The organism is Sphingomonas sp. SRI_018, assembly GCF_057586275.1.
The window spans coordinates 102320-124760 of record NZ_JBYCZO010000004.1 but is presented as its reverse complement, the minus strand read 5'-3'; the positions used below and the strand labels follow the sequence as shown (position 1 = coordinate 124760).

Annotated in this window: 24 protein-coding genes; 7 read left to right on the top strand and 17 right to left on the bottom strand. The window is 68.9% G+C overall.

What is annotated here, in order from left to right; all coding sequences use genetic code 11:
* Positions 1-65: 65 nt before the first annotated feature.
* Positions 66-1070 carry a fumarylacetoacetate hydrolase family protein gene (locus tag AC2YHA_RS17370; protein WP_233784931.1) on the top strand — a complete coding sequence of 335 codons (1005 nt, stop codon included), beginning with the start codon at positions 66-68 and terminating at the stop codon, positions 1068-1070.
* Between the two features lie 150 nt (positions 1071-1220).
* Here AC2YHA_RS17370 and pdeM read toward each other — a convergent pair whose 3' ends face one another.
* From pdeM to AC2YHA_RS17335, 7 genes are all read right to left on the bottom strand, one after another.
* Positions 1221-1883 (bottom strand): ligase-associated DNA damage response endonuclease PdeM, encoded by a 663-nt coding sequence (pdeM, locus tag AC2YHA_RS17365; protein ID WP_487402623.1) that lies wholly within the window; start codon positions 1881-1883, stop codon positions 1221-1223.
* Between the two features lie 44 nt (positions 1884-1927).
* On the bottom strand, positions 1928-3334 hold the full coding sequence (locus AC2YHA_RS17360) for a M20/M25/M40 family metallo-hydrolase (RefSeq protein ID WP_487402622.1): 1407 nt from the start codon (positions 3332-3334) through the stop codon (positions 1928-1930).
* Between the two features lie 73 nt (positions 3335-3407).
* On the bottom strand, positions 3408-4370 hold the full coding sequence (locus AC2YHA_RS17355; protein WP_487402621.1) for an aspartyl protease family protein: 963 nt from the start codon (positions 4368-4370) through the stop codon (positions 3408-3410).
* Between the two features lie 4 nt (positions 4371-4374).
* Positions 4375-5292 carry a retroviral-like aspartic protease family protein gene (locus tag AC2YHA_RS17350; protein WP_487402620.1) on the bottom strand — a complete coding sequence of 306 codons (918 nt, stop codon included), beginning with the start codon at positions 5290-5292 and terminating at the stop codon, positions 4375-4377.
* 104 nt (positions 5293-5396) lie between these two features.
* Positions 5397-7817, bottom strand: coding sequence for a ligase-associated DNA damage response DEXH box helicase (locus AC2YHA_RS17345; protein WP_487402619.1), 2421 nt, complete (start codon positions 7815-7817; stop codon positions 5397-5399).
* A 46-nt stretch (positions 7818-7863) separates the two neighbouring features.
* Positions 7864-8034 carry a hypothetical protein gene (locus AC2YHA_RS17340; RefSeq protein WP_487402618.1) on the bottom strand — a complete coding sequence of 57 codons (171 nt, stop codon included), beginning with the start codon at positions 8032-8034 and terminating at the stop codon, positions 7864-7866.
* A gap of 57 nt (positions 8035-8091) precedes the next feature.
* Entirely contained in the window at positions 8092-8781 is a 690-nt protein-coding gene (locus AC2YHA_RS17335; protein WP_233784924.1) for a hypothetical protein, read from the bottom strand.
* A gap of 51 nt (positions 8782-8832) precedes the next feature.
* Between AC2YHA_RS17335 and AC2YHA_RS17330 the strand changes: the two genes are divergently transcribed.
* The 3 genes from AC2YHA_RS17330 to AC2YHA_RS17320 all read left to right on the top strand — a co-directional run bounded on the left by AC2YHA_RS17330 (position 8833) and on the right by AC2YHA_RS17320 (position 10892).
* Positions 8833-9831, top strand: a complete 999-nt coding sequence (locus AC2YHA_RS17330; protein WP_487402617.1) for a ligase-associated DNA damage response exonuclease — start codon at positions 8833-8835, stop codon at positions 9829-9831.
* Between the two features lie 94 nt (positions 9832-9925).
* Complete coding sequence (locus tag AC2YHA_RS17325) at positions 9926-10123, top strand: hypothetical protein (RefSeq protein ID WP_233784922.1); 198 nt, start codon at positions 9926-9928, stop codon at positions 10121-10123.
* Between the two features lie 67 nt (positions 10124-10190).
* Positions 10191-10892 carry a DUF899 family protein gene (locus AC2YHA_RS17320; RefSeq protein ID WP_487402616.1) on the top strand — a complete coding sequence of 234 codons (702 nt, stop codon included), beginning with the start codon at positions 10191-10193 and terminating at the stop codon, positions 10890-10892.
* Between the two features lie 103 nt (positions 10893-10995).
* On the opposite strand, the gene rpoN is transcribed toward AC2YHA_RS17320, so the two are convergent.
* The 6 genes from rpoN to AC2YHA_RS17290 form a co-directional block, all read right to left on the bottom strand.
* Positions 10996-12495: an RNA polymerase factor sigma-54 gene (gene rpoN, locus AC2YHA_RS17315; RefSeq protein ID WP_233784920.1), complete on the bottom strand. Its 1500-nt coding sequence runs from the start codon at positions 12493-12495 to the stop codon at positions 10996-10998.
* 31 nt (positions 12496-12526) lie between these two features.
* Complete coding sequence (gene lptB / locus AC2YHA_RS17310) at positions 12527-13306, bottom strand: LPS export ABC transporter ATP-binding protein (RefSeq protein WP_233784919.1); 780 nt, start codon at positions 13304-13306, stop codon at positions 12527-12529.
* Between the two features lie 122 nt (positions 13307-13428).
* Positions 13429-13989, bottom strand: a complete 561-nt coding sequence (locus AC2YHA_RS17305) for an LptA/OstA family protein (RefSeq protein ID WP_233784918.1) — start codon at positions 13987-13989, stop codon at positions 13429-13431.
* Positions 13986-14624 carry an LPS export ABC transporter periplasmic protein LptC gene (gene lptC / locus AC2YHA_RS17300; protein ID WP_233784917.1) on the bottom strand — a complete coding sequence of 213 codons (639 nt, stop codon included), beginning with the start codon at positions 14622-14624 and terminating at the stop codon, positions 13986-13988. The genes AC2YHA_RS17305 and lptC overlap by 4 nt, the downstream gene beginning before the upstream one ends.
* A 17-nt stretch (positions 14625-14641) precedes the next feature.
* Complete coding sequence (locus AC2YHA_RS17295; RefSeq protein ID WP_233784916.1) at positions 14642-15262, bottom strand: ribonuclease D; 621 nt, start codon at positions 15260-15262, stop codon at positions 14642-14644.
* Between the two features lie 58 nt (positions 15263-15320).
* Complete coding sequence (locus tag AC2YHA_RS17290; RefSeq protein ID WP_487402615.1) at positions 15321-16121, bottom strand: TerC family protein; 801 nt, start codon at positions 16119-16121, stop codon at positions 15321-15323.
* A 209-nt stretch (positions 16122-16330) separates the two neighbouring features.
* Here AC2YHA_RS17290 and AC2YHA_RS17285 point away from each other — a divergent pair, with 209 nt between their 5' ends.
* Together AC2YHA_RS17285 and AC2YHA_RS17280 are read left to right on the top strand one after the other, a co-directional pair.
* The gene (locus AC2YHA_RS17285; protein WP_487402614.1) at positions 16331-17080 is read left to right on the top strand and encodes a cold-shock protein; all 750 of its coding nucleotides are present in this window, start codon (positions 16331-16333) and stop codon (positions 17078-17080) included.
* Positions 17081-17154: 74 nt separating this feature from the next.
* On the top strand, positions 17155-17985 hold the full coding sequence (locus AC2YHA_RS17280; protein ID WP_487402613.1) for a glutaminyl-peptide cyclotransferase: 831 nt from the start codon (positions 17155-17157) through the stop codon (positions 17983-17985).
* A 242-nt stretch (positions 17986-18227) separates the two neighbouring features.
* On the opposite strand, the gene AC2YHA_RS17275 is transcribed toward AC2YHA_RS17280, so the two are convergent.
* Positions 18228-19061: an EamA family transporter gene (locus tag AC2YHA_RS17275; protein WP_487402612.1), complete on the bottom strand. Its 834-nt coding sequence runs from the start codon at positions 19059-19061 to the stop codon at positions 18228-18230.
* A gap of 166 nt (positions 19062-19227) precedes the next feature.
* Positions 19228-20802 (bottom strand): cisplatin damage response ATP-dependent DNA ligase, encoded by a 1575-nt coding sequence (locus AC2YHA_RS17270; RefSeq protein WP_487402611.1) that lies wholly within the window; start codon positions 20800-20802, stop codon positions 19228-19230.
* A gap of 47 nt (positions 20803-20849) precedes the next feature.
* Here AC2YHA_RS17270 and AC2YHA_RS17265 point away from each other — a divergent pair, with 47 nt between their 5' ends.
* Positions 20850-21686, top strand: a complete 837-nt coding sequence (locus tag AC2YHA_RS17265; RefSeq protein ID WP_487402610.1) for a metallophosphoesterase — start codon at positions 20850-20852, stop codon at positions 21684-21686.
* Here AC2YHA_RS17265 and AC2YHA_RS17260 read toward each other — a convergent pair.
* Positions 21683-21868, bottom strand: a complete 186-nt coding sequence (locus AC2YHA_RS17260; RefSeq protein ID WP_233784910.1) for a DUF1328 domain-containing protein — start codon at positions 21866-21868, stop codon at positions 21683-21685. The two genes, AC2YHA_RS17265 and AC2YHA_RS17260, sit on opposite strands and share 4 nt — an antisense overlap.
* Positions 21869-21935: 67 nt before the next feature.
* On the bottom strand, positions 21936-22430 hold the full coding sequence (locus tag AC2YHA_RS17255; protein ID WP_487402609.1) for a Dps family protein: 495 nt from the start codon (positions 22428-22430) through the stop codon (positions 21936-21938).
* Positions 22431-22441 lie beyond the last annotated feature (11 nt).

Genomic DNA, 22441 nt, shown 5'->3' with positions numbered 1-22441 from the left:
GTCAACCGCGCACGCTCGACATCGCCGGTCGCTGCCGCCATGGACAGAGCAGCAAGGAGAGGCGGATGAAGCTCGCAAGCCTGAAGGGCGGCCGTGACGGACGGCTGGTGGTGGTGTCGAACGATCTCGCCTGGTGCGCGGACGCGAGCGTAATCGCGCCGACGCTGCAGGCGGCGCTCGACGATTGGGATCGGGTGGAGCCCGATCTCCGGAACCTCGCCACCGATCTGGAGCATGAGACGATCCCGCGCGAGCGGTTCCACGAACGCGAGGCGGCGGCGCCCCTGCCCCGTGCCTATCAATGGGCGGACGGCTCGGCCTATGTGAACCATGTCGCGCTGGTGCGGCAGGCGCGCGGGGCGGAGATGCCGGAAAGCTTCTGGCACGATCCGCTGATGTATCAGGGCGGCTCCGACGGTTTCCTGGGCCCGCGCGACCCGATCCCGCTGGCCGACGAGAGCTGGGGCTGCGACCTCGAGGCCGAGGTGGTGGTGGTGACCGGCGACGTGCCGCTCGGCGCCTCGCGCGAGGAGGCGTTGGCGGCGGTGCGGCTGGTGGGGCTCACCAACGACGTGTCGCTGCGCAACCTGATCCCCGGCGAGCTGGCCAAGGGCTTCGGCTTCTTCCAGTCGAAGCCGGCGAGCGCCTTCTCCCCCGTGTTCGCGACGCCCGACGCGCTCGGCGACTGGTGGCGGGACGGCAAGCTCCACCGCAGGCTGATGGTCGACGTCAACGGCCAGCCGTTCGGCCGCGCGGAGGCGGGCGAGGACATGACCTTCGACTTCGGCACGCTGATCGCGCATGCCGCAAAGACGCGGGCACTGGGAGCGGGGACGATCATCGGATCCGGCACCGTCTCCAACCGCGACGCCGACGGCGGGCCCGGCCGGCCGATCGCGGAAGGAGGCGTCGGCTACTCCTGCATCGCCGAGGTGCGGACGGTGGAGACGATCCGCGAAGGCGCCCCCAAGACGCCGTTCCTGAAGCACGGCGACACCGTGCGGATCTGGGCGGAGGACGACAGGCACCACCCGATCTTCGGCGTGATCGAGCAGGTGGTCGGCGGCTAGGAATTGCCCCTTTTCAATCCTCCCCCGCCAGGGGGAGGTGTCAGCCATAGGCTGACGGAGGGGGAGGACGGCGACCCGCTATCGATGTGCTTCCGCCCCCTCCGTCACGCTTCGCGTGCCACCTCCCCCTGGCGGGGGAGGATTGGCGTTCTAAGCCGCCAGCCGGAACCTCAGCAGCCGGTCGTCGAGCGGGACCAGCGCCTCGGCACCGGTCCCCACCGCCCGGACGATCTCGGGATGATGCGCATCGAGGCCGCCGGTGAGCGCGCCGAACGCCGGCAGGATCAGCTTGGTCCCGGTCGCCACAAAGCAACGGCGCGAGACCTGGCGCCCGCGCAGGGTGAGGCGCAGCTTGGGATGGAAATGTCCCGACAGCTCCGGCCGCGCCTCGGCCGGATCGGCCTCGTGGCGCAGGATCAGCCCGTCCACCTCGGCCTCTTCGACGACCTCGCCGCCGCAATGATCGGCGACTACGGGATCGTGATTGCCCGTGATCCAGGTCCAGCGCGTGGCGGCGGTCAGCGCGCGGAGCTTTGCCTGCGCGGCGGCGGGCAGGCGTTCACAGCCCTCGCGGTCGTGGAAGCTGTCGCCGAGGCACCAGACCTCGGCCGCCCGGGTACGCTCGACCAGCACCGCCAAGTCGGCGAGCGTCGCCAGCGAATCATAGGGCGGCAGCATCTGCCCGGTGCCCGCGTACCAGCTCGCCTTCTCGAAATGCAGGTCGGCGACCAGCAACGCGCGCCGCGCCGGCCAGAACAGCGCGCCCTCGCGCAGCGCGGCCAGCTCGCGCCCGGCGAACAGAAAGGGAACCATGATCGCCGCCTATGCCCCCGCCACCCTGCGGGGGCAAGCCCGGATTAGCTCGGCGAATTGGCGAAAAGCTTCGCCAGCGCATAGAGATAGTCGCGGCCGTCGTAGAGCTCCTTGACCCCGATCCGCTCGTTGAGGCCGTGCGTGCCACTGCCGTTCGGCTCGACGAAGATGCCGGGCACGCCATAGACCGGAATGCCGACCGCCTCGATGAACACGCCGTCGGTCGCGCCCGTCGACATCAGCGGCAGCAGCGGCACGCCGGGGAAGTGCTTGGCCGCGAGCTTCTCGATCGGCCCGACGATCTTCGGATCGAGCGGCGGCTGCACCGCGAGCGGCCGCACCGGCTGGTTGGCGGTGACCTTCACTTCACTGCCCGCAAGCTCCTGCAGCTTGGCGAGCGTGCCGTCGACCGTCTCGCCGGGGATGATGCGGCAGTTGACGTTGGCGGTGGCGCGCTGGGGCAGCGCATTCTCGGCGTGGCCCGCATTGAGCAGCGTGGCGACGCAGGTGGTGCGCAGCGTCGAGTGCATCGCCTTGTCGCGGCTGACGATGGCATCAGCCTCCTTGTCCTCGGGATTGGCGAGCAGGCGCTTCACCGCGTCGGCGACCGGCGCCGGCAGCGTCGGCAGCGACTTGGTGAAGAAAGCGCGCGTGGTGTCGTTGAAGCGGATCGGGAACTCATAATTCCGGACGCGCAGTACCGCGTCGGCCAGCTCGTAGATCGCATTGTCCGGCACCGGCTGCGAGCTGTGGCCGCCGGGATTGGTGGCGGTGAAGGTATAGTTCTGCGCCGCCTTCTCGCCGACCTGGATCGCCAGCAGCTGGCGCTTGCCCTCGGCGCTGATCCGCCCGCCGCCGCCCTCGTTGAAGGCGAATTCGGCGGCAATGAGATCGGGCTTGTTCTTGGCGAGCCATTCGGCGCCGTTCCAGGCGAAGGTCGTCTCCTCGCCGCAGGTGAGCGCGAGCTTGATCGTGCGCTTGGGCCTGAAGCCGTCCTGCTTGAAACGGATCAGCGTGTCCGCCCAGATCGCGGACATCGCCTTGTCGTCGACGGTGCCGCGGCCATAGTAATAGCCGTTCTCCTCGACGAGCTTGAACGGATCGCGCTCCCAGTCGGCGCGATTGGCCTCGACCACGTCGATGTGGCCGAGCAGCAGCATCGGCTTGGCCCTGGCGTCGCTGCCCGGCAGCACCGCGACGAGGCCGCCCTCCTTGGGGTGCTCGGGAACGGAAAAGAGCGTGACGTCCCGATCGGCATAGCCCGCCGCCTTGAGCCGCGCCGCGATCTGTCCGGCCGCCTGGGTACAGCTTCCCGCGGACAGCGTGGTGTTGGTCTCGACCAGCTCCTTGTAGAGGCCGAAGAACGCCTGCTGGTCCGGCCGCGACTGGACGGCGGCGGGTAGCGTCGCCAGCGCGAGTGAAGCCAGTATCGCCGTTGCCAATGCCCGCATGTCGACGCCCCTCGTTTCGATCCCGAGGGTGGTAGGGCGACATGATGGCGTCCGCAACCGCGGCCGCGGAAGATCAGCGATAGCTTCTGCAGCTGGAAATCGAGCGGCAGACATTGTGGAAGTCGATCGGCGGGACCGGTAGGCTGAAGCCGATTTCCCGATTCGCGAAGTCCATCTCGATCCGGCGGAAGAGACGCAACGAACTCATGCCCAGGATCAGCGCGGGCTTGTCGCGCAACCCGAAGCGTTCGAACGGCGCGACGTCGGCGAAGGACAGGCCGACATTGTCGAAGCGCACGTCCCCGATCTTGAGATCGCTCACCACCATCAGCTCCGCGTCGAACGAGCGCCCGGTCACCGACGTGACCGAGATCGGCCCCAGGCGCCGCGGCGGCTGCTTGGCCAGCGCCAGCATCGCGCTATTGCCGATGCTCACCCAGGAGCCGGTGTCGATGACGACCGCGATCGGCTGGCCCTGGAACGAGGCCGCGGTGATGATCAGCTGGCCGACTCGCTGCTGGGTCGAAACTATCAGCTCACCCCTGACCCGCCGTGTCGACGGCCTGACCTCCATTCGCCGCCTCGCGAAATCGATCGCGAGCCTGTGGCCCTGCAGCGCGTCGATCCCCAGCATGCCGAGCGCGCCCAGATTCGTCATCGCGAGCGCCGGAGCTTCGATCGCCTGACCGCCAAGGTTGCTCACCGCCAGCGCGGGAATATGGACCGTCGCGACATCGCTCGGGCCGACGAAGTCGAAGACGCGCATCGCATCTCCCGGCCTCAGGTTGAGCCGGCCGGCGAGCTCATGCGAAACCACCGATCGCTCTGCGCCCGTGTCGATGAGAAAGTCGAACGGGCCCTGGCCCGCGACGACCACGGGCACCGTCATCCGCCCGCGTTCGAGCGCGAATGTCAGCTCCGTAGTCTGCGGTGCGCTGGTGGACGGCGCTGTCGGCTCCTGCGCCGATCCGGACGCCGTGAAGATCGACGCGGCAAGGATGGCGGCGATCCAGTGCGGATGCGGGTTCGGCAGCATCGACCTAAAGCGCCGTGAAGGCCGTGCGCGGACGGGTATCGACATCCCGCGGCATCAGGAAGCGCACCTCGCGGTTGGCGAAGTCGATCTGCACCCGGCGGAAGGATTTGAGGGTGCTCATCCCCAGGAACAGCGCCGGGCGGTCGTCGAGCTCGAACCGCTTGAACGGCGCCACGTCGGCGAAAGCGACCGGCATATTGGAGAAGGTGATCCCGCCCACCCGCACATTTTCGACATAGGCGAACTCGGCCGGGACCAGCCCCCCGGTGGCGCTGATCAGGGTCGTCGGTTCGATGCCGCGCGTGTGCCGGCGCACCAGGCGCAGCATCGCACCGTTGCCGACGCTGACCGGCGATCCGGTGTCGAGGATCACGCGGATGCGGCGGCCTTCATAGGAGGCCTCGGTCACGATCAGCTGGCCGAACAGGCTCTTGGCGCGGACGACGATCTCGTCCGGCTGCTTCGGCGGCGTCTTCTTGCGCTTGACCGACGGCGCTACGCTCATCTGGCCGGCCTCGAAATCGATGTCGATGCGATGATCGCGCAGCGTGTCGATGCCGAGCAGCCCGAGCGCGCCGAGATCGACCGCCTTCAGCGCCGGCGCGTGGATCGCGCCGATATCCGGCACGGTGCTGACGTTGATCGAGGGGATGACGACGGTGCCGACGCGGCTGGTGCCGCTCATCGCCACCACATTGACGGTGCGCCCCGCCGGCAGCCCGAGGTTGCGCGCCAGCTCGCGCGCGATCACGGTGCGTTCGGAGCCGGTGTCGATGATGAACCGATAGGGTCCGGCGCCGGCGATCTGGACCGGCACGGTCATGCGGTTCTGATTCTCGCCGAGCGCGACGATCGCGGCGGCGAGCTCCTCGGCCGGCGACAGCTGGGTCTCGGGAGGATTTTGCTGCGGGGCTTGCTGCACGTCAGCGGGCGCCCCCGCAAGCAGCAGGGCCAAGGGCCACAAGGCGAAATGCACCCCTGACATGGGCGCATATTACGCCTCTATTACGATTGCTACAATCGGGCTCAATCGAGCTGCATCGCCCGTGCAGCAAGCTGTTCGGCCTCGACCAGCAGTGCGTCGTCGACGGTGCCGGTCTGTGCGACATTCTCGCGGCCGATCAGCACCAGCACGGGCACCGCGAGCGGGCTCACGCGGTCGAGGTCGACGTGCACCATCGTCCCCGCGGCGCGATCGAGCAGGCTGGCGAGGCGGCCGACGTCGGTGAGGCGCGCCCGCGCATCCTCCCACGCCGCCTGCAGCAACAGGTGCGTCGGCTCGTACTTGCGCAGCACGTCGTAGATGAGGTCGGTCGAGAAGGTGACCTGCTTGCCGGTCTTGCGCTTGCCGGGATGCTGGCGCTCGACGAGACCGCCGATCACCGCCACCTCGCGGAACGCGCGCTTGAGCAGCGCCGAGCCCTGGACCCAGTCGACGAACTCGTGCTCGAGGATATCGGGCGAGAACAGCGATGCAGGATCGGTGATCCTCTCCAGGCCATAGCAGGCGAGCGCATAATCGTTGGCGACGAAGCCGATCGGCTTCAGCCCCTGCGCCTCCATCCGGCGGGTGATCAGCATGCCGAGCGACTGGTGCGCGTTCCAGCCCTCGAAGCTGTAGGCGACCATATGGTGCCGCCCTTCGAGCGGGAAGGTCTCGACCAGCAGCTCCCCAGGCGCGGGGAGGCGCGAGCGATAGCGCTGCACCTCCAGCCATTCGCGCACGTCGGCCGGGAAACGCTCCCATTCGCGGTCGTCGTGGAGGAAGGTGCGGACACGCTCGGCCAGCCGTGTCGAGATGGCGAGCCGCGCGCCCATGTAGCTCGGGATACGGGCAGGCCGCGACGTCGCATGGACGATCAGCTCCTCGCCGGTGATGCGCTCCACCTCCAGGCTCAGGCCGGCGAAGAAGAAGGTGTCGCCGGGCGACAGCGACGCCCCGAACGCCTCCTCGACGCGGCCGAGACGGCGGCCGTTGCGGAAGCGGACCTCGATCATCGTCGCCTCGACGATGATGCCGGCGTTGAGCCGATGCTGCGCGACGAAGCGGGGATGGGAGACCCGCCACAGCCCGTCCGGTCCCCTGGTCAGCCGCTTGAACCGGTCATAGGCGCGCAGCGCATAGCCGCCGTCGGCGATGAAGTTCAGGACGCGCTCGTATGTCTCCTCGCCCAGCGCCGAATAAGGCAGCGCCGCGCGGATCTCCTGCAGCAGTTGCGCAGCATCGAACGGCGCGGCGCAGGCCACCGCCATGATATGCTGCGCGAGCACGTCGAGCGCGCCCGGGCGGAACACATCGGCGTCGAGCTCCCCCGCATCGACCGCATCGAGCGCCGCGCGCGCCTCCAGATATTCGAAGCGGTTGCCGGGGACGACCACCGCCTCCGACGGCTCGTCGAGCCGGTGGTTGGCGCGGCCGATGCGCTGGAGCAGGCGCGACGAGCCCTTGGGCGCGCCCATCTGGATCACGCAGTCGACGTCGCCCCAGTCGACGCCGAGGTCGAGGCTGGCGGTGGCGACCAGCGCACCCAGCCGTCCGTCCGCCATCGCCTGCTCGACCTTGCGCCGCGCCTCGCGATCAAGGCTGCCGTGGTGGACGCCGATCGGTAGGCCCAGCCGGTTCACCTTCCACAGATCCTGGAAAATCAGTTCGGCGAGGCCGCGGGTGTTGCAGAAGACGATGGTGGTCCTGTGCGTCTCGATCTCCGCCATCACCTGCGGCGCGGCATAGCGGCCGGAATGGCCCGACCACGGCACCTTTCCCTCGGGCAGCAGGATGGCGATGTTGGGATCGGCGCCCTTCTCGCCCTGGACGAGCGTCACCGCATCGATGTCGCCCCACGGCGCGAGCCAGGCGCGATAGCCGTCCGGATCGGCGACGGTCGCCGAGAGGGCGACCCGGCGCAGCGCCGGCGCGAAGCTCTGCAGCCGCGCGAGGCTCAAGGCGAGCAGGTCGCCGCGCTTGCCGGTGGCGAAGGCGTGGACCTCATCGATCACCACTGTCCTGAGGTGCGCGAACAGCCGCGGCGCATCGGGATAGGACAGGAGCAGGCTGAGCGACTCGGGCGTGGTCAGCAGGATCTGCGGCGGCCGCACGCGTTGCCGCGCCTTGCGGTCGGACGGGGTGTCGCCGGTGCGCGTCTCGACGCGGATCGGCACGCCCATCTCGTCGATCGGCGTCAGCAGGTTGCGCTGCACGTCGATCGCGAGCGCCTTGAGCGGCGAGACGTAGAGGGTGTGGAGCTCCTCGGTCGGGTTCTCGATCAGCTCGGCCAGCGTAGGAAGGAAGCCGGCGAGCGTCTTGCCGGCCCCGGTCGGCGCCACCAGCAGCGCATGCCGCCCGGCCCGGCCTGCCGCGAGCATCTCCAGCTGATGCCGCCGCGGCGCCCAGCCGCGCGCGGCGAACCAGTCGGCGAGAGGCTGGGGCAGGTCGGATGCGGCCGTCATGCCGCTCCATTGAGCATGAAGGCGGGGATCGGACTAGGGCCCAGACCTATGGCCTGTCGGCGCGGCCCTGCTCCTCGTACAGCTCGCGCGTGGCGCGCTCGGTCTCGGCATGTTCGGCGCGCGAACGCCGATTGTGCAGCATCGCCCAGGCGATCACGATCAGCAGCAGCAGCGGGCCGACGATCACCATCAGGCCTGTCATCGTGCCTTCGGCCATGACGTTCCTCCATTTTCATGGACTCAACGAGTGCCACAGGCCATTCGATCCCCTGGCCTACGACGCCGGCGGCGCGCCGGCCGGACGGGCGATCAGCTTGGGTGGTTCCGCTCCTTCGACGGCAAGCCGCGCCCGCTCGCCGTCCGCGCGGTCCTCCAGCGACAGCCAGGCGGTGTCGCCCTTGGTGCCGATCCGCACGCCCTCGGCGTATTTGCCGAGCGGATTGGCGTAGTTGACGGTGAGGCCGGCGAAGCCGCTCTGCTCGTTGACGATCAGCGCCACCGCATCGCCGCCCGAGCGGTCGAGCGCGACGACGCCGCGGCCATTGTCGAGCCAGCTCATCGCCCCGCGTTCCGATCCGTCCCGGTCGTGCAGCACGAGCCCGTAGCCGGCGGCAACGCGCGGATAGCTCTTGCCTGCCAGATGAGGTTCGGGTTCCTCGCCCAGGATCACCCGGTCCTTGCCGTTGGCGTCGAGCACCACGATCGAGGCGGTCTGCGCGTCCTTGCGCTCCCGGCCATCCGCGGGCGGCGGCGCGCCGATCAGGATGCGCGGCTTGCCGGCGGCATCGACGATGCGCAGCGCATGCGCGTCGATCACGTCCGGCGTCACGTCCCTGGTCGGCGCGAAGCCCGCGACGGCAAGGCCGATCGCGATCACGCCCATCGCCATGAGCCCCGCCCGATGGCGGCCGAGGCTGCGTTCGAGCCGGGCGATCCGTTGCTCGGTGTCGGTCGATTCTTTCATTGATCTCTCCTCCGGCTGGAACGGATAGGCGTCCGCGGCGATATTGGCGACATGCCAAGGCTCGGCGACTGGATCGAACCGCACCCGACCGGGCTCTACCTGCCCGCCGCCGACGCCTGGATCGACCCGTCGGTGCCGGTCGCGCGGGCGCTGGTGACGCACGGCCACGCCGATCACGCGCGCGGCGGCCATGACGAGGTGTGGGCGACGGCGGAGACGCTGGAGATCATGTCGGTCCGCTATGGCCCGCAGAACGGCCGGACGGTCGCCTATGGCGAGACGCTGACGCTCGGCGAGGTCGGCGTCGGCTTCGTCCCCGCCGGCCATGTGTTGGGATCTGCGCAGATCGTGCTCGATCATCGCGGCGAGCGGATCGTCGTCTCGGGCGACTACAAGCGCCGCGAGGACCCGACCTGCGCGCGCTTCGAGCCGGTCGCCTGCGACGTGTTCGTGACCGAGGCGACCTTCGCCCTTCCCGTCTTCCGCCATCCCGAGACGCGCGACGAGATCGACAAGCTGCTGACGGTGCTGCGCGCCAATCCGGAGCGCTGCGTGCTGGTCGGTGCCTATGCGCTCGGCAAGGCGCAGCGGGTGATCCGTGAGCTCAGGGTGATGGGGTTCGACGATCCGATCTACCTCCACGGCGCGCTGCAGCGCCTGTGCGACCTCTATGTCGCCAACGGCATCGACCTCGGCGAGCTCCGTCCGGCGACCGGCGCGGCGAAGGTCGAGCTGATGGGCCGGATCGTGATCGCGCCGCCGGGAGCGCTCAACGACCGTTGGTCGCGGCGGCTGCCCGATCCGGTCACGGCGATGGCTTCCGGCTGGATGACCGTCCGCCAGCGCGCACGCCAGCGCAACGTGGAGCTGCCGCTGATCCTTTCCGACCATGCCGACTGGGACGAGCTCACCGCGACGATCCGCGAAGTGCGGCCGCGGGAGGTATGGGTGACGCACGGGCGCGAGGAGGCGCTGGTCCACTGGTGCGCGACCAACCAGATCAAGGCCCGCGCGCTCGAGCTGGTCGGCTATGAGGACGAGGACGATTAGGCTGTAGACACATAAAAAGCCCCTCGTCGGCTAACATCCTTATTGCGAACATTCGGAGTTACGGTGAAGCTCGCCTGAGATGGAGGACGACAGGGTGAAGCACGGGATCATGATAGGTATCTGGATCATGATTTTTGCGGTCCTATCCGCTTTCGCCACCGCACCTCTCGGCTACGGCACGATATCGGGCGTCGTGTTCGTTGGCGGTATGTTGGTGGCGTGGCTGGCCGGGCTGCTGACGGTGGCGACGTGGGTTGCTCAAAAGGGGCGCTCGACAAGGGGCGGCGGCTAACCACCCAATGTCGGCCGTATGGTTCACGACCTCGACCGCGTATGATCGCCCCATAAGGAGAGGACCGATGGCCGATTCGGAAGGACTGGCTCCCGCGCCGGCGCTGGCGGAGCGGAATCACTTGCCCTACCCTGGCGAGAGCGACGCCTATCGGCGCGCGCGGATCGCCCTGCTTGCCGAGGAGATCGAGCTGCGCCGGCACATCGAGCGGGTGGCGGCGCAGCGCCGGGCGCTGCCACAGGCGCCGGTGGTGACGAAGGACTACAGGTTCGAGGGGAAGGACGGTCCCGCCACGCTCGCCGACCTGTTCGAGGGCAAGGACACGCTCGTCACCTATTGCTGGATGTTCGGGCCCGAGCGCGAACGGCCGTGTCCGATGTGCACCGCCTTCCTGGGCCCGCTCGCCGCCAATGCCGCCGACATCCGACAGAACGTCGCGCTCGCGGTGATCGCACGCTCGCCGGTCGAGCGGATGCACGCCTTCGCCGAGGAGCGCGGCTGGCGGAACCTGCCGCTTTATTCGGACCCGACCGAACAATTCGGCCGCGACCATCATGCCTGGCACGACGGGGCGGACTGGCCGTCGTACGACGTGTTCACCAGGGACGCCGACGGCACGATCCGCCATTTCTGGAGCGGAGAGCTCGGCGGGACGCAGGACCCGGGTCAGGATCCGCGCGGGAGCCCCGAGATGATCCCGCTATGGAACGTGCTCGATACCACGCCGAACGGACGGAAGCCCGATTGGTATGCGCAGCTGGAGTATTGAGCCCTTTCGTCATGCCGGGCTTGTTCCGGCATCCACGGAGCCGCGAACGCTCCGGCTAGTGGCGCGGTGGACCCCGGCCTTCGCCGGGGTGACGGAATAGAGGTCAGCCCACCCCCTCCAGCGCTTTCTGCCGGCGGCGCTGGACCGAGCTGCCGATACCCATTGCCTCGCGGTATTTGGCGACCGTACGGCGGGCGATGTCGAAGCCCTTGTCCTTGAGCATGTCGACCAAGGTGTCGTCGGAGAGGATCGCCTTGGGGTCCTCCGCCGCGATCAGCGCCTTGATCGCCGACTTGACCGCCTCGGCCGACACCGCCTCGCCGCCGTCGGCGGACTGGATCGCCGAGGTGAAGAAATATTTGAGCTCGAACAGCCCCCGCGCGCAGGACAGATATTTGTTCGAGGTGACGCGGCTCACCGTCGATTCGTGCATCTCGATCGCGTCGGCGACCTGGCGGAGCGTCAGCGGGCGGAGGTGCGCGACGCCGTGGCGGAAGAAGCCGTCCTGCTGCTTCACGATCTCGGCCGCGACCTTGATGATCGTGCGCTGGCGCTGGTCGAGGGCCTTCACCAGCCAATTGGCGCTGGCGAGGCAGTCGGAAAGCCAGCTTTTCGACGCCTTGTCGCCATGCGCGCCGGCGAGCTCGGCATAATAGCTGCGGTTGACGAGCACGCGGGGCAGCGTCGCCGAGTTGATCTCGACCGCCCAACCGCCGCCACGCGGCGCGACGAAGATGTCGGGCACCACTGCCGGCACCGCCTCGCCGCCGTAGCGGCAGCCGGGCTTGGGGTCGTATCCGCGCAGCTCGCGGATCATGTCGGCCATGTCCTCGTCGTCGACGCCGCAGATGCGCTTGAGCCGTGCGATCTCGCCGCGGGCGAGCAGGTCGAGGTTGTCGATCAGCGCCGCCATGCAGGGATCGTAGCGGTCGACCTCCTTCGCCTGGAGCGCGAGGCATTCGCCGAGATTGCGCGCGCCGACCCCGGTGGGATCGAAGGTCTGGACCACCGCCAGCACGGCCTCGATCCGCGCGAGCGGCACGTTGAGGCGGTTGGCGATGTCGAGCAGCGGGACGGTGAGGTAGCCCGCCTCGTCGATCTGGTCGATGAGATGGGTCGCGACGAACAGGTCGCCGGGATCGAAGCTGGCGCCGGCCTGGGCGAGCAGGTGGTCGTGAAGCCCGGTCTCGGGGTTGCCGAAGCCGTCGAGGTCCGGCCCATCCTCCGGCATCGCTCCGCCCGCGGTGCCGCCGAGGCCGAGCCCGCCGTCGAGGCCACCGATCGAGTCGGTCGGCGAATCGTGATGGAACGTCTCCGCCGCGAAATCGACGTCGAGGCTCTCGCCGGTCGCCGCGCCGCCGTCGGTCACCAGCTCGTCGGCGGTGGCCGGCTCGGTGCGTTCGACCGCCGGCTCGGCGGGCTCCGGCGCTTCGCCGGGCTCGCTGCCGCCGGCTTCGAGCAGCGGGTTCTTCTCGATCTCCTCGGCGATGAAGCCTTCGATCTCCAGGTTCGACAGCGCGAGCAGGCGGATCGCCTGCTGGAGCTGCGGCGTCATCACCAGCGACTGGGACTGACGAAGATCGAGGCGGGGCGCGAGGGACATGGGTCAGCCTGGCACGAGCACGGCCATCACCTCAGAGCTCGAAGCCTTCGCCGAGGTAGAGCCGCCGCACATTGGCGTCCGCCACCAGCTCCTCGGGCGAGCCGGTGAAGAGCACCCGGCCGTCGTAGATGATGTAGGCCCGGTCGACGATGTCGAGCGTCTCGCGGACGTTATGGTCGGTGATGAGCACGCCGATGCCGCGGTTCTTGAGCTCCTTCACCAGGTCGCGGATGTCCGAGATCGAGATCGGGTCGATGCCGGCGAACGGCTCGTCGAGCAGCATGATGGTGGGATCGGCGGCGAGCGCGCGGGCGATCTCGGCGCGGCGGCGCTCGCCGCCCGACAGCGCCATCGCCGGCGCGTCGCGAAGCCGGGTCAGGCCGAATTCGTCGAGCAGCTGGTCGAGCCGCTGCTGGCGCATCGCCTTGTCCGGCTCGGAGAGCTCGAGCACCGCGAGGATGTTCTTCTCGACCGAGAGGCCGCGGAAGATCGAGGTTTCCTGCGGCAGATAGCCGAGCCCCAGGATCGCGCGGCGGTACATCGGCAGGCCGGTGATGTCGTCGCCGTCGAGCGTGATGCGGCCCGAATCGGGCTTCACCAGCCCCATCACCGAATAGAAGCAGGTGGTCTTGCCGGCGCCGTTGGGGCCGAGCAGGCCGATGACCTCGCCGTGGCCGACCGTCAGCGACACGTCCGACAGCACCACGCGCTTGTCATAGGCCTTGGCGATCGAGATCACCGACAGGCCGTTGCTGGTCTCCTCGGGCGGGAGCACGTCTCCCTTGCGGTCGAGAGTGGCGACGTCGTTCATGGCTGGCTCTGCTCGCACGACATGGTTGGCGAACCCTCACCGCACAAGAAGTTGGCAGGATTCATGCATGACCCTTTTGCCGCACTGCGGCGCCGAGGGGAAGCGGAATCGCGGCGAAGCGGTTATTGGTTGCGCTTCGGCACGGTGAAGCGGCCGGTGACGCGCCCGCCGGAGCGGGTGACGGTGCCGTCCGGCGCCTTGACCTGCCCGGCGACTCCCGAGCCGTCGAGCACTGCGCGGCCGGTGTCGAGGTTGATCACCAGCCGCCCGCCGTTCAGCGTGTTGCCGCCCTGGTTCAGCGTGACGCCGCCCAGCATCGTGATCTGCCGCTTGTTGAGGTCGTAGACCGCATATTGCGAGCGCGCGCGCTGGTCCGGCCGGGTGACGGTGACCCCGCCCGCGGCGTCGATCCGCGACGCCTGCGGCGACCCGTCGGTGATCTGCCCGGTATAGGCGACCGTCATGCGCGCGGCATTCAGCGTCATCTCGGCCTGGCGCACGACGACGCCGCCCGACAGGATCGCGCGGTTCGCCTTGTCCTGCAGCTCCATATAGCCGGCGTCGAAGTCGATCGGCGCGGTCGAATCATGGCGATTCTGCGCTGGCGCAGGGCCGGCGAGCGCGAGCAGCGCCAGGGCAAGCAGCGGTGGTGCGAGGAGGAAAGTGCGCGTCACGCCGCTCATTTCGCGCGCTTCGGCACGATCCGCAAGCGCGCATTGCCTTTGAGGGCGACGGTGCGCGCTTCGAGGTCCGCCGTCAGCCGGTCGCCGCTGAAGGTGCCGAGCGGCGTCGTGCCGCTGACGGCGCTGCCGCTCTCCAGCTTGCGGTTCCTGAGATCGACGGTGGCGTCGCGGGTGCCGAGCACATAGCCGTCGGCGGCGGTGAAGCGGATCGGCCCGTCGATCGCGACGCGCTGGTTGCTCATGTCGTAGCGCCCGCGATCGGCGACGATCTGGGCAGGGCCGTCCTGCAGCTCGATCGAGGCGGCGAGGTCGTAGAGCTGCACGATCGGCTCGGCCGCGCTCTTCTGCACCGCCTCGCCCGCGGTGATCTGGAACTCGCGCCCCTTCGTATCCTGGCCGCGATAGCGCGCGGTCTGGAGCTTGAGCCGCTCCTTGGCGACGGCGACCTTGTTCTTGTCGAGCACGAAGCTGACGTCGCCCCCCGTGAACAGCGGCGCCATCACCAGGAAGGCGGTGAGGACGCCGATCCCGATCGGCAGCACCACCTGCAGCACCGCGATCAGCCGATCGTGCCGGCTGCCGGGCGCGGCCCAGCGCTGGTTCTGCGAACGGGTGCTGCGGGCGATGTCGGACACGAGGGGACGCCGCCTCCCTAGATGTGGGCGAAGATGTCGATCTCCGGCCAGCCGGCGAGGTCGAGCTCGGCGCGATGCGGCAGGAAGTCGAAACAGGCCTGGGCCAGCGCGGTGCGACCCTCGCGGGCGAGGCGGGTGTCGAGCTCGGCCCGCATCGCGTGGAGATAACGCACGTCGGACGCGGCATAGTCGCGCTGCGCGTCCGACAGCTCGGGGCCGCCCCAATCGGACGACTGCTGCGCCTTGGAGATTTCCTGCCCGAGCAGCTCGCGCACCAAGTCCTTGAGGCCGTGGCGGTCGGTGTAGGTGCGCACCAGGCGCGAGGCGATCTTGGTGCAATAGACCGGCGCCGCCACCACCCCGAGATAATATTTGATCGCGGCCAGATCGAAGCGGGCGAAGTGATAGAGCTTGAGCCGCTCAGGATCGGCGAGCACCGCCTTGAGGTTGGGTGCGGCATAGTCGCTGCCCGGCTTGAAGCGGACGAGATGCTCGTCGCCGCCGCCGTCGGAGAGCTGCACGACGCACAGCCGGTCGCGGGGGGTGATCAGGCCCATCGTCTCGGTGTCGACGGCAATGGCGGCGCCCGGCGCGAACACGCCGGCGGGAAGGTCTTCCTCGTGGAAATGAACGGTCATCGCCGCGCCCTAGCCTTCCCTTGCCGGCCGCTCAACCGCCTCGCTCGCGCGCCGGGCGTCAGTGGAGCGACTCGCGGACCGCCTTCTTCGCCTCGCGGCGCCGGCGGGCGACGATGTTGAGGATCTCGACCCCCGCCGAAAAGGCCATGGCGGTGTAGATATAGCCCTTGGGCACATGCACGCCGAAGCCGTCGGCGATCAGCACCGCGCCGATCATCAGCAGAAAGCCCAATGCCAGCATCACCACCGTGGGGTTGCGGTGGATGAAGTTGGCGAGCGGATCGGCGGCGAACAGCATCACGCCGACCGCCACCACCACAGCGACGATCATGATCGGCACATGATCGGTCATGCCGACCGCGGTCAGGATCGAATCGATCGAGAAGACGAGGTCGAGCGCGAGGATCTGCGCGATCGCCGAGCCGAAGCTCATCACCACCTTGCCGGTCTTGTCGAGCGTCTCGCCCGTCTCCTCGTGCGCGACATTGTGATGGATCTCCTTGGTCGCCTTCCACACCAGGAACAGGCCGCCCGCGATCAGGATGAGGTCGCGCCAGGAGAAGGCGGTCTCGAACGTCGGCTCGCCATGCGGCCCCGGCGCGCCCGAGATGCCGAGATCGAACACCGGCGTCACCAGCCCGGCGATCCACGAGATGCCGAGCAGCAGTACGATCCGCATGATAAGCGCGAGACCGATCCCGACTCGGCGTGCGCGCTGCTGCTGGTGCGCCGGCAGCTTGTTCGACAGGATCGAGATGAAGATGAGGTTGTCGATGCCGAGCACCACCTCCATCACGATCAGCGTGACGAGCGCCGCCCAGGCGGCCGGGTCGGTGAAGAGCGCGAGGATGTCGGTCATGGCCCATTCGTGTGCCGAAGCTGCCACAGGATAGCAAGGATCGCGCCCCATCCTGCCATGATTGCGACAAAATCATTCGCAGCGGCTTGTTATTTAGGTTATGAGTGATTCCGAGGCGCGCTTTCTCTGCGCCCGAGGACCTGCGTCTTTTCGTCCGGCGCAACGGTTTTGAACAGAAGTTCGGACGAAGCGGGAAGACGAACAGGGTCATGAGTTTTGATCGAGGGCGCCGCGGGGATCGCGGCGGGCGCGGCAAGGACAAGCGCGACGGCTTCGGCGACGAGAGTTACGGCGGCTATAGCGATCGCGGTGGTTTCGGCGACCGCGGCTTCGGCGGTGGCGATCGCTTCGGCGGCGGCGGCGGCTATGGTGGCGGCGGTGGCGGCTTCCGCGGTGGCGGCGGCGGTTTCGGCGGCGGCGGTGGTGGCTTCCGTGGCGGTGGCGGTGGCGGAATGCCGCCGCAGGTCGTCGGCGAGGCGACGGGCGTCGTCAAATTCTTCAACGGACAGAAGGGCTTCGGCTTCATCGTCCGCGATGACGGCGGCGAGGATGTGTTCGTTCACATCTCCGCGGTCGAGCAGGCGGGGCTCACCGGCCTGGCCGAGGGCCAGCCGCTCGGCTTCACGCTGGTCGATCGCGGCGGCCGCATCTCGGCGACCGACCTCAAGATCGAGGGCGAGCCGCTGCCGGTCGAGGATCGCGGGCCCCGTCCCGCGGCCGGCGGCCCGCAGCGCCAGCTGACCGGCGAGAAGGCGTCGGGCACGGTCAAGTTCTTCAACGCGATGAAGGGCTTCGGCTTCATCCAGCGCGACGACGGCCAGCCGGACGCGTTCGTCCACATCAGCGCGGTCGAGCGTGCGGGCCTGCCGACGCTCAACGAGGGCGACCGGCTCGAGTTCGAGCTCGAGGTCGACCGGCGCGGCAAGCATGCCGCGGTGAACCTGCAGCCGGTGCAGTAAGCGCCGGTTCAGGCGACGAAGCTACGGGCGGTGCCGGGCAAGCGGCGCCGCCCGTTTTCGTTGGTGGAGGGACAATGATCCGCACGATCGCACGCTGGATGCTGCCGCTCGGCCCTGCCCTCGGCCTTGTCCTCTGTCCCGTCGCCGCCACGTCGCAGGATGCCGCACCGCCGCCCGCCGCACCGCCCGCCGTACCGGTGGCGACGCTGGAGGTGGTGGCGCGCTATCCGCACGATTCGACCGCCTTCACACAGGGGCTGCTGTGGCACGACGGCGCGCTCTACGAGAGCACCGGCGAGGACCGCTCCGAGGTGCGGCGGGTGTCGCTCGCCGACGGGCGCGTGCTGGCGCATACGCCGATCCCCGCAGGACAGTTCGGCGAAGGGCTGGCGCTGTGGAAGTCGACGCTGATCAGCCTCACCTGGAAGAACGGCATCGCCCACCGCTGGCGGCTCGATTCGCTGAAGCGGGCGGGCGACGACTTCCGCTATCCCGGCGAAGGCTGGGGACTGACGACCGCGCCCGAGGGCCTGATCCTCTCCGACGGCACGCCCACCCTGCGCGTGCTCGATCCCGAGCGCTTCACCGAGCGTCGGCGAATCGCGGTGACGCTCGCCGGCAAGCCGCTCCCCCGGCTCAACGAATTGGAGATGGTCGGCGGCAAGCTGCTCGCCAACGTCTGGATGAGCGGCTTCATCGTCGAGATCGACCCTGCGACCGGCCACGTCACCCGCGTGATCGACGCGCGGCCGCTGGTCGAGGAAGTGGGCGCCAAGAATGTGGACGCGGTGCTGAACGGCATCGCCTGGGACGCGGACCATCAGCGGCTGTTCGTCACCGGCAAGCTGTGGCCGACCTTGTTCGAGGTGCGGATCGTCGATTCGGCCGGGGTGGCGGCGCACTGAGGTCCGGCCTGGTTGCGGCCAGGACGGGCGCCGGAAACCCGCGGAAATCCGTCGAAGGTCACGAAAGTCATAGGTAGATGGGGCCCCTTCGTCACCCCGGCCTTGTGCCGGGGTCCACCGCGCCTCACGGGCTGTGCTTGAGCCTCTCGTCCAGTCCTTGCTTCCCGGTGGCCCCCGGCACAAGGCCGGGGTGACGGTTGGAAAGGGGCCAGAAGGCTCGGAACCTCAGATGTCGATTCAACCTAAGCCGTCAGGATCAGCGCCGCGCCGGCGAGGATGCCGAGCACGCCCGCGGCGCGGCCGGGCGTCACGCGCTCCTTCAGCACCAGTGTCGCGATCACCAGCGCGGTGACCATGCCGGTCTCGCGTAGCGCCGCGAGCGGCGCGGTGGGGCCGAGCGAGAAGGCGGTGAGCGCCAGGCCGTAGGTGACGATCGACAGCGCACCTGCGGCGAGGCCCGGTCGCCATTGCGCCCGCGCCGCGCGGAACATTGCCCCACGCGACAGCAGGCCGAACATCGTCACCACCACCGCGCCCATGACGACGAACAGCCAGGCGATGTAGCTCCACGGGCTCGGCGCGGCGCGTACCCCCTGGGCGTCGATCACGGTATAACCGGCGATGGTGAGGCCGGTGAGCAACGCCCAGCCGAGCCCTTCGCGGCCGATGTGGCGGCCGGCGACCATCACGAACATCGCGACGCCCAATACGGCGATGCCGGCGATCTCCTGCGCGCTGGCGGTCTCGCGGAACAGCCCGAGCGAGACGGCGGCGGTAACCAGCGGCGCCGTGCCGCGCAGGATCGGGTAGGCGGCGGAGAAATCGCTGACGTCGAACGCGCGCACCAGCGCATAGAGGTAGAGGCCGTGGAGCGCTGCGGAAGCGGCAAGCCAGCCCCACCCCGCACCCGGCGACGGCACGAACAGCAGCGCCGGCAGCATCAGCACCGCGCTCGATCCGTCGATCATCGCGCGCCCGGCGGCGCGATCCTTCCCGCCCTTGAGGATCGCGTTGACCACGGCATGGATCGAGCCGGAGGCGATCATCAGCAGCGGTGCGAGCGTGGCGGGCGACATCGCCCCCGGCCTAGAGACTCTCCGATTGAAGTTGAACCACCGTCATTCCCGCGAAGGCGGGAATCCATTATCGCTGAAGGCGATGAGTCTCACTGCGGTCAGCCAGAATGGATTCCCGCCTTCGCGGGAATGACGATTAAATTTGTGACGGATCGACCTCGGCAGCCTACGTCACCAGCCGTTTCAGTGCTTCCAGCGTATCCGCCTCGGCCGCGGGCTTGTCGTCGCGGATGCGGTGGATGCGGGGGAAGCGCATCGCCACGCCAGACTTGTGGCGTTTCGACACATGGATCGAATCGAACGCGACCTCCAGCACCAGCGTCTTCTCGACCTCGCGCACGGGGCCGAAGCGGTTCACCGTATGGTTGCGCACGAAGCGATCGAGCCACTTCAGCTCTTCGTCGGTGATGCCCGAATAGGCCTTGCCGACCGGCAGCAGCTCGCCGTCCTCGCTCCAGCAGCCGAAGGTATAGTCGGAATAGAAGGACGAGCGCCGGCCGTTGCCGCGCTGGGCATACATCATCACGCAGTCGGCGGTGAGCGGATCGCGCTTCCACTTGTACCAGAGCCCGGTGCGGCGGCCGGCGACATAGGGCGAGTCGCGGCGTTTCAGCATCACGCCCTCGATCGCCGAATCGCGCGCGCCGGCGCGGATCTCGCCGAGGTGCGCGAAGTCGGTCGCGTCGATCAGCGGGCTTACGTCGAAGTTCATGGGATCGAGCCGGCCCGAGAACCGCTCCAGGCGCCCGCGCCGCTCCGACCAGGGCAGCTCGCGCAGGTCCTCGGGTCCGTCGAACAGGATGTCGTAGAGCCGGACGAAGGCGGGGTATTCGGCCAGCGTCTTCGCCGACACCGCCTTGCGCCCGAGCCGCTGCTGGAGCGCGTTGAAGCTCGCCGCCTCGCCGCCCTGGAACTCGCCCTTCACGAGGAGCTCGCCGTCGAGCACGCCCGGCGTGCGGAAGGCGGCGGCGACCTCGGGGAAACTATGGGTGATGTCGTCGCCGGCGCGGCTGTAGAGGCGGGTCTCGCCGGCGACATGGACGAGCTGGGTGCGGATGCCGTCCCATTTCCACTCGGCGGCATAGTCGGCGAGATCGAGCTCGAGCGCCTCCAGCGGATGGGCGAGCATGAAGGGACGGAAGACCGGCACGTTCGCCGCCGTCGGCTGCTCCGCCCGTCCTTCGACCCAGTCGAACAGCGCAGTGTAAGGCGGCGCGAGGCCGTGCCACACCTCCTCGACCGCGTCGACGTCCACCTCGAAAGCCTCGGCGAGCGCGGTCTTGGCGAGCCGCGCGGAGACGCCGACGCGCAGCGCGCCGGTGGCGAGCTTGAGCAGCGCGAACCGCTCGTCGGCCTCGAGCCGGTCGAGCATCGCGCCCAGCACCGCCGGCGTGTCGGAGCGCGACAGCTGGCCGAGCCGCTCGATCGCGTCTGCCAGGCGCAGCGGCTCGCCGATCGCCGGCGCCTCCGGCTCGGGCCAGATCAGCGCGATCGTCTCGGCCGAATCGCCGACGAAGTCGCGGCTCATGCGGAACAGCACCGGATCGACCCGCTCGTCGACCATCGCGCGGATGATCGCGGGCTTGACCGCCGGCAGGTCGAGCTCGCCGGTCAGCGCCGCCATCGCCCAGCCGCGGTCGGGATCGGGCGTGGCGCGGAGATAGTCGCCGATCAGCTTGAGCTTGGCGTTGCGCGAGCGCGTGTAGATCAGGCGATCGAGCAGGTCGGCGAAGGCGCGCATGACGCAGCAACATGGGCTTGGCCGGAGAGTTCCGCTAGGCAGCCGCGATGCTGCGTCGTCTGCTGAAGCTGGGCGCCTTCGGGCTGGTGGTCGCCGCCGGGCTGTTCCTGTGGGGCTGGCTGGGCGCCCGCGCCGATCCGATCGTGCGCCGCGCGACGATCGAGCTGCCGCGCTGGCCGGACGGCGCCGCGCCGGTGACGGTGGCGCTGCTCAGCGACATCCATATCGGCAGCTCGGTGACCAACGAGCGCCGGCTGCGGCGGATCGTCGCCCAGGTGAATGCGCTCCAGCCCGACCTGGTGCTGCTGGCCGGCGATTTCGTGGCGGGGCACGATCCGGAGGATGGGCGCCGCTATGCAGCGCGCCTGACCGGACCGCTATCGGGATTGCGGGCGCGGCTGGGCGTGGTCGCGGTGCTCGGCAATCACGATCATTGGACCGATCCCGTCGCCGTGCGGAGCGCGCTCGAGCAGGCGAAGGTGACCGTGGTGGAGAACGGCGCGGTCGCACGCGGGCCGCTCGCGATCATCGGGATTGGCGATGCGCATACCGGCCATGATTCGCTGCCCGCTGCGCTCGCCGCCTTTCACCGGGTGAAGGGCGCGCCGCTTATGCTGACGCATTCGCCCGACGTGGCGGCGGAACTGCCGCCGGGGGGCGGGGTGCTGCTGGCGGGGCATACGCATTGCGGGCAGGCCGTCCTCCCCTGGTGGGGCCCGATCAGCGTGCCGTCGCGCTATGGGAATCGCTATCTGTGCGGGGTGATCCGCGAGGGGCGGAACACGATCGTCGTCACCGGCGGAGTCGGGACCAGCGTGGTCCCGCTCCGCTTCGGTGCGCCGCCCGACCTGTGGCTGCTGACGGTCGGGCCAGGCGGACGCTAGTCGATCGCGTTCTTGACGCCGCGGCCGGCCATCAGGCCCAGCACCAGCAGCACGACGAACACCGCGATCGCGATGAAGAACAGGATCTTGGCGATGCCGACGAACGCGCCGCCGATCCCGCCAAAACCGAGCGCGGCGAGCACCAAACCCGCCACCAGGAAGATGATCGCCCAACGAAGCATGGCTCACTCTCCTATCGAGACTATGTCCAGCTAAGCGCCCGGCGGCGGGCGATGGTTCCGGCGCGGATCAGGCTTTCCGGCTGGCCTCGAACAGGAACCAGGCGCGCCGCTCGGCCTGGTCGGTCCAGTCGTCGACGATCCCGCTGGTGGCGTTGTCCTTGGCCGACTCGGCGGCTTCCTTCACGGTGCGGAAGCTCTCGACCAGCTTGAGGTTGTCGTCGCGCAGTTCGGCGAGCATGTCGGCTGGGGCGACGAAGTCCTTGTCGTTGTCCTTGATCGTCTGGCGCCGGGCGATGTCGCCGATCGAGCGCAGCGTGGTGTTGCCGATCTTGCGCACGCGCTCGGCGATCTCGTCGGTGGCGCCCAGGATCTCGGTCGCCTGGTCGTCGAGCAGCAGGTGATAGTCGCGGAAATGCGGGCCCGACACGTGCCAGTGGAAGTTCTTGGTCTTGAGGTAGAGCGCGTAGCTGTCGGCGAGCGCGCTGTTGAGCGCGTCGGCCACGCTCTTGGTGTCGTTGCGGTTGAGGTCGGTCGGGGTCGCGAGCGGTGCGGGATTGGCCATGTTTGTCTCCG